Here is a 12651-nt window from a genome sequence, read left to right as displayed (position 1 = left end):
CGGTACGCCCGCCGCCGTCACCGGCGCCGGCATGAGGGCGTTGCCCGGCGCCCTGGCCGGCGGCGGGCCAGGCGCCGGGCCGGTCCTGCCCGCCGGGGCTCGGCTCCGGGTCCTCGTCGAAGAAGTGCGGGCCCGTCTCCTCCACCGCGGGGGTCGCGGGGCGGACCCCCGGCGGCGGGGTGAGCGGTTCGCCGTCCTTCGGCGCCGGCCGGCTGGTGCCGGGCACCCAGGAGGCGCCGTTCCAGTACCGGACGTAGCCGGGGATGGACGGGTCCGGGTAGTAGCCCTCGCGGGGCCTGTCGTCACCTGGGGCCGGGGTTGGGGCGCTCATGTCCGTCGTCCCGTATCTGCTCGGGGGTGGGAATAGGGGTCTCCACATCTATCAGACCCGGGCAGTCCGCAGCGCCAGTCCCGCAGGACCCACTCCTTTCCGGGCAACCCCGTACCCCGCTCTCACAGGTCCGCCGGGTCCGCCAGGTCCGCGAAAAAACTTCTCCGAACCCGCGTAATGGACCGGCCCCTGCCCGCTCTCCCCTGGTGCGGGACCGTTCCGAACGGCCCCGACCAGCGCAGACGAGGAAAGGAACGCAGGTCATGGAGCACACCGTGGTGGAACGCGAGCTGGAACTGAGGCTCATCCTGTCGCCGGAGCGCAGCATCCCGGTACCGGCCCGGCTGAGCTACCGCTCCGACGATCCGTACGCCGTCCACATCATGTTTCACATCAACTCCGAGTCGCCCGTCAACTGGACGTTCGCCCGGGACCTGCTGGTCGAGGGGGTGTTCCGGCCGTGCGGGCAAGGGGATGTGCGGGTGTGGCCGACGAAGGTGGACGGGCGCAGCGTCGTGCTGATGGCGCTCAGCTCGCCGGACGGGGACGCGCTGCTGGAGGCGCCGATCCCGCAGGTGTCGGCCTGGCTGGAGCGGACGCTGCGAGCGGTGCCGCCCGGAACGGAGGGCGGGCAACTGGGCATCGACGACGCGCTCGACCAGCTGCTCGCCCAGTGAGGGGCCGCGGTGAGCGGCCGTACCGAGGGCTCGGAGGACCCGGCCCGGGCTTCAGAGGACCTTTCCCGGGTTGAGGATGCCCAGCGGATCGAAGGCGTGCTTCACGGCCCGCTGCATCTCCACCCCGACCGGGCCGATCTCCCGGGCCAGCCACTCCTTCTTCAGCACGCCGACGCCGTGTTCGCCGGTGATGGTGCCGCCCAGCTCCAGGCCGAGGGCCATGATCTCGTCGAAGGACTCACGGGCCCGCCGGGACTCGTCCTCGTCCTGGGCGTCGAAGCAGACAGTGGGGTGGGTGTTGCCGTCGCCGGCGTGGGCGCAGACCCCGATGGTCAGCCGGTATTTCCCGGCGATGCGCTCGACGCCCTCCAGCATCTCGCCGAGCTTCGAGCGGGGCACGCACACGTCGTCGATCATCGTCGTGCCCTTGACCGCCTCCAGCGCGGTCAGCGAGAGCCGCCGGGCCTGGAGGAGGAGCTCGGACTCGGCCGCGTCCTCGGCCGGGACGACCTGGGTGGCGCCGGCGGCCTCGCACAGGGCGCCGACGGCGGCGAGGTCGGCGGCCGGGGCCGGGGTGTCGAAGGCGGCCAGCAGCAGCGACTCGGTGGTCTCCGGCAGGCCCATGCGGGCGAGGTCGTTCACCGCCTTGACGGTCGTACGGTCCATCAGTTCGAGGAGGGAGGGGACGTGACCGCCCTCCATGATCCGGCAGACGGCGTCGCAGGCGGCCGCGGCGGAGGGGAACTCGGCGGCCAGCACCAGCTGCTGCGGCGGCTTGGGCCTCAGGGCGAGCACGGCCCGTACGACGATGCCGAGGGAGCCCTCGGAGCCGACGAAGAGCCGGGTGAGGTCATAGCCCGCCACGCCCTTCGCCGTACGGCGGCCGGTGGACATCAGGCGGCCGTCGGCGAGGACGACGTCCAGGCCGAGGACGTACTCGGCGGTCACGCCGTACTTGACGCAGCACAGGCCGCCGGACGCCGTGCCGATGTTGCCGCCGATCGTGCACATCTCCCAGCTGGAGGGGTCCGGCGGGTAGTACAGGCCGTGTTCCTCGACCGCGCGGGAGAGAGCCGCGTTGATCACACCCGGTTCGACCACGGCGATCCGGTCGACGGGGCTGATCTCCAGGATGCGGTCCATCCTGGTCAGGGACAGCACGATGCAGCCGTCGGTGGCGTTGGCCGCGCCGGACAGTCCGGAGCGGGCGCCCTGCGGGACGACCGGGACGCGTAGCTCGGTGGCGATGCGCATGACGTGCTGGACCTGCTCGACCGTGCGGGGCAGCACGACCACGGCGGGCGCGCCGGCCGGGCAGAAGCTGGCCATGTCATGGGCGTAGGAGGCGGTGACGTCGGGGTCGGTCAGGACGGCCTCGGCGGGCAGGCCGGCCAGGAGCCGGTCGGTGAGACCGCTCGTCTCCGCGGTGTCTCTCGTCTCCGCGGTGTCTCTTGTCTCTGCGGTGTCTTCGGAGCGAGGCGCTTCGATACGGCTCATGATCACAGCTTGGCACTCGCGCCCATCGGTGTGAACCCCATCCATGCCTGCCTTGGGCCGCCCGGATCAGCTCGTCGTATTGACGCACAGTGAGGCCATGGACAGGGCCATGGACAACCGAGTGCGCGTGCCGGGTGCGTCCCTGCTCGCCGAGCCGCCCGCGCCGCGGCGCGCCCGGCGGTGGCTGCGCCGGGTGCTGGTGGCGGCGCTGGCCGGCGGTGTCGTCGCGGGTCTGGGGCTGATGCTGTCCGAAGAGCGGCCGCACCAGGCGGTCCGGCCGCCGTCCGCCGGTGCGCAGGCGCAGGCACGGACACAGGCACAGACGCTGACGGCGGTGACCTCGGGGGTGCCGGTCGCGCTGCCGCGGCTGACGGCGTTCGTCGCCCAGCAGGAGCGGCGGGTGCGGGCGCAGCCCCGGGACGCGCGGGCGTGGGCCGTGCGGGGCCGCGCATATGTGGAGCGGGGGCGGCGGGCGGCCGACCCGGAGGACTTTCCGCGGGCCGAGCAGGCGCTGCGGACGTCTCTGGGGGCGCAGGCGGCGAACAGCGAGGCGCTGGAGGGGATGGCCGCGCTCGCGCTCGCGCGCCGGGACTTTCCGGCGGCGAAGGAGTACGGCGAGCAGGCGCTGAAGGCGGCGCCGAACCGGTGGACGGCGTATCCGCAGTTGATCGACGCCTACACCGGGCTCGGCGACTACCAGGCGGCCCGGACCGCCCTGGACAACCTGCTGGGGCTGCACACCGATGCGGCGGCCCGGCCCGTGGTGATGGCCCGGGCGTCGGCGGTGTACGAGGACCGGGGCTGGCGCGAGGACGCGGTGGCCCAGCTGACCGACGCGGCGGCCGCCGCCGGCACCCCGGCCGAGCAGGCCGCCTGCATGACCGGGCTCGGGCAGCTGGCCTGGGACCGCGGGGACCCGCAGGACGCGCTGCGGCACTACGAGGCGGCCGTACGCCTCGATCCCGACCAGCCGGCGGCACAGGCCGGGCGGGGCCGGGCGCTGGCCGCGCTGGGCCGCACGGAGGCGGCGTTCGCCGCGTACCGGACGGCGCTCGCCCGGCACCCGAGCCCGCGCGACGCCTATGAACTGGGCGAGCTGTACGAGGCGCGCGGCATGGCCGCGCCGGCCCGGGAGCAGTACGAGCGGGTGAAGGCGCTGGTACGGCGGGAGGTGGCGGCCGGGGTCGACGAGGACCTGCTGATCGGCCAGTTCGAGGCCGACCACGGGAACCCGCGGGAGGCCGCGACGCGCCTGCGGGCGGAGTGGCGGCGCCAGCCGGGCACCGAGGTGGCCGACGCACTCGGCTGGGCACTGCACCGGGCCGGCGACGACAAGGAGGCGCTGACCTACGCCAAGGCCGCGACGGACACCTCCAAGGGGGGCGTCCGCAGTGCCCTGTACGCGTTCCACCGGGCCCTGATCGAACAGGACCTGGACCTGCCGGCCGTGTCCCGCCGCCACCTCCAGGAGGCCCTCCGCATCAACCCGTACTTCTCACCCCTGAGGGCGCCCGCGGCAGTCGCGGCGTTGCGGGCGCTGGGCGACGTACCCGACGAGCCGCCGCCCGGCGGGACCCCGTAAGGCCCTACAGATTCCCGCGCTTGGCCTGTTCCCGCTCGATCGCCTCGAACAACGCCTTGAAGTTGCCCTTGCCGAAGCCCATGGAGCCGTGGCGTTCGATGATCTCGAAGAAGACGGTCGGGCGGTCCTGGACCGGCTTGGTGAAGATCTGCAGCAGGTAGCCGTCCTCGTCACGGTCGGCGAGGATCCTCAGCTCGCGCAGGGTCTCGATGGGCACCCGGGTGTCGCCGACCCACTCGCCGAGGGTGTCGTAGTAGGAGTCGGGCGTGTTGAGGAACTCGACGCCGGCGGCGCGCATGGTGCGGACCGTCTGCACGATGTCGTTGGTGTTCAGCGCGACGTGCTGGACGCCGGCCCCGCCGTAGAACTCCAGGTACTCGTCGATCTGGGACTTCTTCTTGGCGATCGCGGGCTCGTTGATCGGGAACTTGACCTTCAGGGTGCCGTCCGCGACGACCTTCGACATCAGCGCGCTGTACTCGGTCGCGATGTCGTCGCCCACGAACTCCTTCATGTTCGTGAAGCCCATGACCTTGTTGTAGAAGGCCACCCACTCGTTCATCCTGCCGAGTTCGACGTTGCCGACGCAGTGGTCGATGGCCTGGAAGGTGCGCCGGGCGGGCGGTTCGACCATCGGCTGGGCGGGGACGAAGCCGGGCAGGTAGGGGCCGTCGTAGCCGGAGCGGTCGACCAGGGTGTGGCGGGTCTCGCCGTAGGTGGCGATCGCGGCGAGGACGACGGTGCCGTGCTCGTCCTTCAGCTCGTACGGCTCGGCGACCGAACGGGCGCCGTGCTCGACGGCGTAGGCGTGGGCGGCGCGCGCGTCCGGGACCTCGATGGCCAGGTCGATGACGCCGTCGCCGTGCTCGGCCACATGGCGGGCGAGGAAGCGGCCCCAGTCGGTGCTCGGCTTGATCACCGAGGTGAAGACGAACCGGGCGGAGCCGTTCTCGAGCACATAGCTGGCGGTCTCGCGGCTGCCGTTCTCCGGTCCGGAGTAGGCGACCAGCTGCATGCCGAAGGCGGTGGAGTAGTAGTGCGCCGCCTGCTTGGCGTTGCCCACGGCGAAGACGACCGCGTCCATGCCCTTGACCGGGAAGGGGTCGGCCTGCCGTGCGGTGTCGGGGGTGTGGTGTGTGGTCTGCGTCATGGCGGCAGCGTGGCCCCGCTCTGCAAGGTGCGCAATAGTTCGCGTACTCACTGGGCAATCTGCACAGTGGTACGAGCGTGTCGGCGGTCTTTCTGTACAGGATGACCATCCCTGGAGGTGCTGTGGCGATCGATCATCTGGACGGGCGGATCATCGTGCTCCTCGCCCGGGAGCCGCGCATCGGCGTGCTGGAGATGTCCCGGCGGCTGGGGGTCGCGCGGGGCACGGTGCAGGCGCGTCTGGACCGGCTTCAGTCGAATGGAGTCATCCGCGGATTCGGTCCGCAGGTGGATCCGGCGGCCCTCGGATATCCGGTGACGGCCTTCGCCACGCTGCAGATCCGGCAGGGTCAAGGGCCCGATGTGCGGGCGCACTTGGCGACCGTGCCGGAGGTGCTGGAGCTGCTGACCACCACCGGAAGCGGGGACATGCTGTGCCGGCTGGTGGCCCGCTCGAACGCCGATCTTCAACGGGTGATCGACCGGGTTGTCGGTTTTGATGGCATCGTCCGGGCCTCCACGACGATCGTCATGGAGAACCCCGTTCCGCTGCGGATCATCCCCCTGGTGGAACAGGCCGCCCAGGACGCGAAAGAAACGTAGGAAAAGGGATGTAGGAAACGCAGGAAAAACGCAGGAAAAGGGACGCGGGCCGATCCGGGGTGAGCCGGTGAACTTCTGGGAGTACCTGGGCAATCGTCACCAGCAGCTGCTCGCGGACGCCTCTCAGCACGCCAGCGCGGTCTTCCAGTGCATGGTCCTGGCGACCGTCATCGGCGTGCTGATCGGGGTGGTCACCTATCGCTCCGACTGGGCGGGCAACCTCGCCACCACCGCCACCTCGACCATCCTCACCATCCCCTCGCTCGCGATGATCGGTCTGCTCATCCCGGTCGTCGGCCTGGGCGTGCCGCCCACGGTGGTCTCGCTGACGCTGTACGGGCTGCTGCCGATCGTGCGGAACGCGATCGTGGGGCTGCGCGGGGTCGACCCGACGCTGGTGGACGCGGCTCGCGGCATCGGCATGTCCCGTCCGATGCGGCTGGTGCGGGTGGAACTGCCGCTGGCCTGGCCGCCGATCCTGACCGGCATCCGGGTCTCCACGCAGATGCTGATGGGCATCGCCGCGATCGCCGCCTACGCCTCCGGGCCGGGCCTGGGCAACGAGATCTTCCGCGGGCTCGCCTCCCTGGGCAGCAAGAACGCGCTGAACCAGGTGCTCGCGGGCACGCTCGGGATCATCATCCTCGCGCTCCTCTTCGACGCCGGGTACGTCCTGATCGGGCGGCTGACCATTCCCAGGGGGATCCGTGTCTGAGACGACGACGGCGACGGCGTCAGCGACGGCCGCGCATGGCGCGTCCATCGAGCTGGAGAACCTGACCAAGCGGTATCCGGGCAGTCAGCAGCCGGCCGTGGACAACGTGAGCATGGAGATCAAGGCGGGCGAGACGGTCATCTTCGTCGGCCCGTCCGGCTGCGGCAAGTCCACGACGCTCAAGATGATCAACCGGCTGATCGAACCGACCGGCGGCCGTATCCGCATCGACGGCGAGGACGTCACCGACATCGACCCGGTGAAGCTGCGCCGCAAGGTGGGGTACGCCATCCAGTCGGCCGGTCTCTTCCCGCACATGACCGTCGCCCAGAACATCGCCCTCGTACCGAAGATGATCGGCTGGCCGAAGGCGCGGATCCGGTCCCGGGTCGAGGAGCTGCTCGACCTCGTCGGGCTCGACGCGGGCGAGTTCCACGGCCGTTATCCGCGCCAGCTCTCCGGCGGCCAGCAGCAACGGGTGGGCGTGGCACGGGCGTTGGCGGCCGATCCGCCGGTGCTGCTGATGGACGAGCCGTTCGGCGCGGTCGACCCGATCACCCGCGATCACCTCCAGGACGAGCTGATCCGGCTCCAGCACGAACTGCACAAGACGATCGTGTTCGTCACCCACGACTTCGACGAGGCGATCAAGTTGGGCGACCGGATCGCCGTCCTGCGCGAACGCTCGCACATCGCCCAGTTCGACACCCCGGAGGCGATCCTCACCAACCCGGCCGACGACTTCGTCTCCGGTTTCGTCGGCGCGGGCGCGGCCCTGAAGCGGCTGAACCTGACCCGGGTGCGGGACGTGGAGATGCGGGAGTACCCGACGGTGACCGTGGAGACCCCGCTCCAGGAGATCTTCACCGTGATCCGGGCCAGCGGCACGAACGAGATCCTGCTCCTCGACAAGCGCCGCCGCCCCTACAAGTGGCTGCGCCGCGGCGACCTGATGCGGGCCCGGGGCTCGCTGGCCCGCGCGGGCACGCTGGTGCACGACACGGTGACCCGGGACGCGACCCTCAGGGACGCGCTGGAGGCCGTGCTGACGGACAACGCGGGCCGCGTCGCGGTGACCGGGCGGCGCGGCGAGTACATCGGCGTGGTCGACATGGAGACCCTGATGAACTCCGTGCACGAGCTGCTGGAAGCCGACCGTTTCGAGGCGATGGAGGCGCAGCACGAACTGGAGGAGGCGCGCGCCCAGCAGACGCACTTCGAGCAGGAGGGCTCCGGAGGGGTGACGAAGGCGTGAGCACCGAGCGGCGGCAGCGGCCCGAGGGCGAGCACGAGGTCAAGGGGCTGGCCTTCCGTGACGAGGGCGAGGCGGAGCAGGAGGCCCCGCCGTCGGCCCCGCGCCCGCCCGCCCGGCGCCTGTCCTGGCCGCGGCTGACGGTCCTGCCCGCCTTCCTGGCGGCCGTACTCCTGGCGACCTGGCTGTGGTTCCGGCAGGCGCACCTGGACACGATCTCGCGCAACGCGTTGTCGGGCGGGCAGGTCTCCAAGGCGCTCTGGCAGCATGTGGAGCTGACGGTGATCTCCACGTTCTTCGTGCTGATCATCGCGATCCCGCTGGGCGTCGTGCTCACCCGGCGGGCCTTCAGCGGCGCCGCCCCGGTGGCGATGGCCTTCGCCAACACGGGCCAGGCGACCCCGGCGATCGGCCTGCTGGCCCTGCTGGTCATCTGGCTCGGCGTCGGCGTCAGGGCGGCCCTGATCGGCATCATCATCTACGCGATCCTGCCGGTCCTGTCCAACACCATCGCGGGTCTCAAGGCCAACGACCCGACCCTGCTGGAGGCGGCCCGCGGCATCGGCATGTCCCCGCTCGGTGTGCTCGCCAAGGTCGAACTCCCGCTCGCGGTCCCGCTGATCCTCGCAGGCGTCAGAACCGCCCTCGTCCTCAACGTCGGTACGGCGACCCTGGCGACCTTCGGCGGAGGCGGCGGCCTGGGTGTGCTGATCACCACCGGCATCACCACGCAGCGCATGCCGGTGCTGGTGCTCGGCTCGGTCCTCACCGTGGCGCTGGCCCTGCTGGTGGACTGGCTCGCCTCGCTGGCGGAGGTGCTGCTGCGACCGCGCGGCCTGGAGGTGCGCACATGAGACGCGGCGCATGCCTGCTGGTGGCTGGGGTGCTGGTGTCCGGCTGCGGGCTGACCAGCGGCTCCCCCATGGCCGACGCCGTCAGGCCCGGCTCGGTCGGAGCGGGCGAGCCGCTGAAGGGAGCCCATCTCACCGTCACGGCCAAGGAGTTCACCGAGCAGCTGATCCTCGGCGCGATCATGGGGATCGCCTTCCAGGCGGCCGGCGCGGACGTGCTGGACCGCACCGGCATCCAGGGGTCGATCGGCGCACGGGAGGCGGTGAAGAGCGGGGCAGCGGACGCCATGTACGAGTACACGGGCACCGCCTGGATCACGTACCAGGGCAACAGCCACCCGATCCCCGACCCGGAGCAGCAGTGGCAGGCGGTGCGGAACGCCGACCTGGGGAACGGCCTGACCTGGCTGCCGCGGGCCCAGCTGAACAACACCTACGCGCTGGCCATGAACCAGGCCACCTTCAAGAAGTACGGCACCCGGACCCTCTCGCAGGTGGCCGCGCTGGCCAAGAAGGACCCGGGCGCCGTCACCCTGTGCGTGGAGGGCGAGTTCGCCAACCGGGCCGACGGGCTGCCCGGTCTGGAGAAGGCGTACGGGATGAGCGTGCCCGCGAAGAACGTCACGCAGATGGACACCGGGATCATCTACACACAGGTCGCCAAGGGGAGGTGCACCTACGGGGAGGTGTTCACCACCGACGGGCGCATCAGGTCGATGAACCTGGCGGTGATGGAGGACGACAGGAAGTTCTTCCCCGACTACAACGCCGCTCCCGTGATCAACACCAAGGTCCTGCAGAAGTGGCCGGCCATCGCGAGCGTCATCGAGCCCATCACGAAGAAGCTGGACAACACGGTGGCACGGACACTGAACGCCGAGGTGGACGTGGCCGGCCAGGATCCGCACCAGGTGGCCCTGGACTGGATGAAGCAGCAGGGGTTCGTGAAGTAGGGAACCGGCCGTGGGTGCTCAGCAGCTCGGGATCGAGCCCCTGCCCTTCTCCAGGGCCACCAGGGAGTTCACCGCGCCCTTCAGGGTGGTGACCGGGATCAGGCGGAGGTTCTTCGGGAGGTCCGCCTTGGCGTCGGCGCACTCGGCCTGCGGCACCAGGAAGACGGTCGCCCCGTCCCGGCGGGCGGCCTGCGTCTTCAGGGCCACACCGCCGACCGCGCCGACCTTGCCGTCCGCGTCGATGGTGCCCGTACCGGCGATGACACGGCCACCGGTGAGGTCGCCGCCGCTGCCGTCGCCGTGCAGCTTGTCGATGATCCCCAGGGTGAACAGCAGACCCGCACTCGGCCCGCCCACGTCGGCGAGCTTCAGCGTGACCTTGACCTTGTCGGCGCTCAGCCCGAGGTACTTCAGCGCCGCCTGGGTCGCGGCGTCCTGGGACTGCCGCATCTGCGCCACGTTGTGCTGCTCGATCTCCTTGACGGTGTTGCCGCTGGGATAGACGGCGTCGTGCGGCATGACGGCCCGGTCGGTGCGGAACCAGTCGTGGAACACATCACCGAAGGTCACCTTGGTGTCCGGACCGGTCGCCACGATCGTGACCATCCGCAGCTGACCGCTGGTCCTGCGGGCGGTCGCGCCGGAGACGGTGATCACCTGGGTGCCCTTGTTCGCGCCGAGCACGTCCGCCGTCATCCCGGGCTGGGCCACAGCGAACGGCAGCGGCGCGAACGCCGCCGTGGCCAGCAGGGCCACGACGGGCAGCGCACAGACGGCTACGGCCTGGGAACGCGTGAGACGAGAGAGCACGACATCAATCTAACGTGACCACTGCCCGTGCCTTATGCCGCGTACAGGTCCCGTCGCTCCCGGGTGAACCGGCGCAGCGCGTCCGGCAGGGGCGCGATGCCGATTCCGGGGCCGGCCGGAACCGGCAGGTGGCCGTCCACCAGGACGAACGGCTCGGTGATGTCCTCGGCGAAATAGCGGGCGGAGGCGGAGGTGTCCCCCGGGAGGGTGCAGCCGGGCAGGGCCGCCAGGGCCAGATTGGGGGCCCGGCCGATGCCCGTCTCCAGCATGCCGCCGCACCACACCGGGACGCCGTGCGCGTGCGCCACGTCGTGGACCCGGCGGGCCTCCAGATAGCCGCCGACCCGGGCGGGTTTGACGTTCACCACCCGGCAGGCGTCCAGCGCGATCGCGGCGGCGGTGTCGCGCGCGTGGTGCAGGGACTCGTCCAGGCAGACCGGCGTCCGCAGCCGCTGCTGGAGCCGGGCGTGGGCGTGCAGGTTGTTCTCCTCCAGCGGCTCCTCGATCAGCAGCAGCCCGAACTCGTCCAGCCGCCGCAGCTGCTCGGCGTCCGCGAGGGTGTAGGCGGTGTTGGCGTCGACCTGGAGCGGCAGCGACGCGCCGAAACGCTCCCGGACCGCCCGCACCGGCTCCACGTCCCAGCCCGGTTCGATCTTCAGCTTGATCCGGACATAGCCCTGGGCGAGATAGCGCTCGACGTCGTCCAGCAGCTCCGGGACCGAGTTCTTGATGCCGACCGACACCCCGGCCGGCACCCGGTCCCGTACAGCGCCCAGATACGTCGCGAGCGGCATGCCGTACGACCGCAGCTCGGCGTCCAGCAGAGCCGTCTCCAGGGCCGCCTTCGCCAGCTCGTGGCCCTTGATCTTCGCCAGGGCCGGCGCGAGCGCGGCCGTGGTGAGGTGCGGGAGGGCGGCCATGCGCGGGATCAGGAAGTCGCGCAGCACGATCTCGGCGCCGGCGACGAACTCCGAGCAGTACAGCGGCTCGGGGTCGGCGGCGAACTCCGACCAGCCCTCGGCCACGTCCGTGACGACATGGAGGAGGAAGGTGTCCTTCGTCGTCATCGTCCCGAAGGACGTACGGAACGGGGTGACCAGCGGGATCGCCACGTGCACGATCTCGACGCGCTCCAGCTTCATGCCCCGGCCTCCCCAAGGGTGAGCGTGTACCAGCCGTCACGGGACATCCCGGTGGCCCGGAACCCCTCCGCGAACGCCGTCAGCAGCACCTCGCGCACCGCGTGCCGCCAGCGCAGCGCCAGCGCCGGGTCGGCGGCACGCAGCTTGACGATGTCCTCCGGCACCCGGCACCAGATGTGCCGCTCGTCGCGGCGGGCGAGGGGACCGCCGTCGGGGGCGGTGACGGTGACCGGCCCACGGGGTTCGATTCCGGGGGGTGCGACGTCGTACGACGCCGTCGGCGCGCCCAGCTCCCACGTCACCGTCAGCCGGTCGCTCTCGTCGCCGTCGTTCACGCCGTCGGTCATGGAGCCGTAGAAGTCGACCAGGTACTCGGTGCCGGTGGCGCCCAGCTTGACCAGGTTGAAGCGGGCGTTGCGGCCGACCAGCGGGTCGAAGGTCCAGCGCATGGTGCGGGCGCCCAGGGCGACGGCCCAGTCCCGCTGGGCCAGCTTCACGGCGTGCCCGAGCCCTCGCTCGGCGGCGGCGACCAGCGAGTACGTGCCGTTGCCGGCGCCGAGCACGGCGACGGACGCCCCGGCGAGCCGCTGTCCGTCGTACGCCGCGTGGACCGCGCCGCCGGAGTGCACCAGGCTGTGCAGGACCTCGGCCGGATAGGGCGGGGCGGTGCGGGGCGTCTGCCAGACGTCGCTGAAGTGGTCGGCCACGGCCGCGAGGGAGGCGACGTCGTGGACGGTACGGATGGTGACTCCTGCTGTCATGGCACGAGTCTCGAAGGAGCCGGGCCCGGGTGTGTTGTGCGAGCGGCCAAGGCATGCGTAGGTTCGTTTCACCATCCGCCAACAGTCTGCTGGGGGGACCTTCATGGACGCCTGCACTCTCGGTGACCTCCTGGACATCGTCGGCGGCCCCGCCCTGCGCCTGCACACGGCCCCCGCCGGACAGGCCGTACCGGTCACGGAGGCGGTGCTGTACGACGGTCACACCCCGCTTCCCCGGCTGCCCGGCGCGCTGCTGCTGGCGGTCGGCGTGCCGGCGGACCGGGCCGGGCCGCTGCTGCGGGCGGCGGCCGAGGCCGGGCTGACCGGG

General features: G+C 71.3%; 13 protein-coding genes and 1 pseudogene. 8 read left to right on the top strand and 6 right to left on the bottom strand.

Translation table 11 applies throughout. The features are described from left to right. On the bottom strand, positions 1-331 hold a 331-nt coding region (locus M878_RS48945), incomplete at its 3' end, for a DUF2510 domain-containing protein (protein WP_031225836.1). 263 nt (positions 332-594) lie between these two features. Between M878_RS48945 and M878_RS75875 the strand changes: the two genes are divergently transcribed. Beyond that, a complete protein-coding gene (locus M878_RS75875; protein ID WP_023550181.1) occupies positions 595-1008 on the top strand; it encodes an SsgA family sporulation/cell division regulator in 414 nt (137 codons plus the stop codon). A gap of 51 nt (positions 1009-1059) precedes the next feature. Here M878_RS75875 and M878_RS75870 read toward each other — a convergent pair whose 3' ends face one another. Continuing rightward, on the bottom strand, positions 1060-2511 hold the full coding sequence (locus tag M878_RS75870) for an FAD-binding oxidoreductase (RefSeq protein ID WP_023550180.1): 1452 nt from the start codon (positions 2509-2511) through the stop codon (positions 1060-1062). A gap of 91 nt (positions 2512-2602) precedes the next feature. Between M878_RS75870 and M878_RS75865 the strand changes: the two genes are divergently transcribed. Then, on the top strand, positions 2603-4087 hold the full coding sequence (locus M878_RS75865; protein WP_023550179.1) for a tetratricopeptide repeat protein: 1485 nt from the start codon (positions 2603-2605) through the stop codon (positions 4085-4087). A gap of 4 nt (positions 4088-4091) precedes the next feature. Here the strand turns inward: M878_RS75865 and hppD are convergent, their stop codons facing one another. Further along, complete coding sequence (gene hppD, locus M878_RS75860) at positions 4092-5237, bottom strand: 4-hydroxyphenylpyruvate dioxygenase (RefSeq protein WP_023550178.1); 1146 nt, start codon at positions 5235-5237, stop codon at positions 4092-4094. Positions 5238-5359: 122 nt separating this feature from the next. Here hppD and M878_RS75855 point away from each other — a divergent pair, with 122 nt between their 5' ends. From M878_RS75855 to M878_RS75835, 5 genes are all read left to right on the top strand, one after another. After that, positions 5360-5839, top strand: a complete 480-nt coding sequence (locus M878_RS75855; protein ID WP_023550177.1) for an Lrp/AsnC family transcriptional regulator — start codon at positions 5360-5362, stop codon at positions 5837-5839. A gap of 67 nt (positions 5840-5906) precedes the next feature. Then, entirely contained in the window at positions 5907-6554 is a 648-nt protein-coding gene (locus M878_RS75850; RefSeq protein WP_023550176.1) for an ABC transporter permease, read from the top strand. After that, entirely contained in the window at positions 6547-7809 is a 1263-nt protein-coding gene (locus M878_RS75845; protein ID WP_023550175.1) for a betaine/proline/choline family ABC transporter ATP-binding protein, read from the top strand. Before M878_RS75850 ends, M878_RS75845 begins: the two co-directional genes overlap by 8 nt. Further along, positions 7806-8660 carry an ABC transporter permease gene (locus M878_RS75840; RefSeq protein ID WP_023550174.1) on the top strand — a complete coding sequence of 285 codons (855 nt, stop codon included), beginning with the start codon at positions 7806-7808 and terminating at the stop codon, positions 8658-8660. The genes M878_RS75845 and M878_RS75840 overlap by 4 nt, the downstream gene beginning before the upstream one ends. Next, complete coding sequence (locus M878_RS75835) at positions 8657-9610, top strand: glycine betaine ABC transporter substrate-binding protein (RefSeq protein WP_031225832.1); 954 nt, start codon at positions 8657-8659, stop codon at positions 9608-9610. Before M878_RS75840 ends, M878_RS75835 begins: the two co-directional genes overlap by 4 nt. 18 nt (positions 9611-9628) lie before the next feature. Here the strand turns inward: M878_RS75835 and M878_RS75830 are convergent, their stop codons facing one another. From M878_RS75830 to M878_RS75820, 3 genes are read right to left on the bottom strand one after another with little or no spacing between them, the layout of a single operon-like run. Next, the gene (locus M878_RS75830; RefSeq protein WP_023550172.1) at positions 9629-10420 is read right to left on the bottom strand and encodes a S16 family serine protease; all 792 of its coding nucleotides are present in this window, start codon (positions 10418-10420) and stop codon (positions 9629-9631) included. A 32-nt stretch (positions 10421-10452) separates the two neighbouring features. Continuing rightward, positions 10453-11562 carry an o-succinylbenzoate synthase gene (gene menC / locus M878_RS75825; protein ID WP_023550171.1) on the bottom strand — a complete coding sequence of 370 codons (1110 nt, stop codon included), beginning with the start codon at positions 11560-11562 and terminating at the stop codon, positions 10453-10455. Then, complete coding sequence (locus tag M878_RS75820; protein WP_031225830.1) at positions 11559-12323, bottom strand: chorismate synthase; 765 nt, start codon at positions 12321-12323, stop codon at positions 11559-11561. Before M878_RS75820 ends, menC begins: the two co-directional genes overlap by 4 nt. Before the next feature lie 103 nt (positions 12324-12426). On the opposite strand from M878_RS75820, the pseudogene M878_RS48940 reads away from it, so the two are divergent. Next, a pseudogene (locus M878_RS48940) lies at positions 12427-12651 on the top strand (PucR family transcriptional regulator); the annotation flags it as partial.

The sequence above is a fragment of the Streptomyces roseochromogenus subsp. oscitans DS 12.976 genome (assembly GCF_000497445.1).
GTDB classification, from domain to species: domain Bacteria; phylum Actinomycetota; class Actinomycetes; order Streptomycetales; family Streptomycetaceae; genus Streptomyces; species Streptomyces oscitans.
This window is presented reverse-complemented; position numbering and strand designations above follow the sequence as displayed.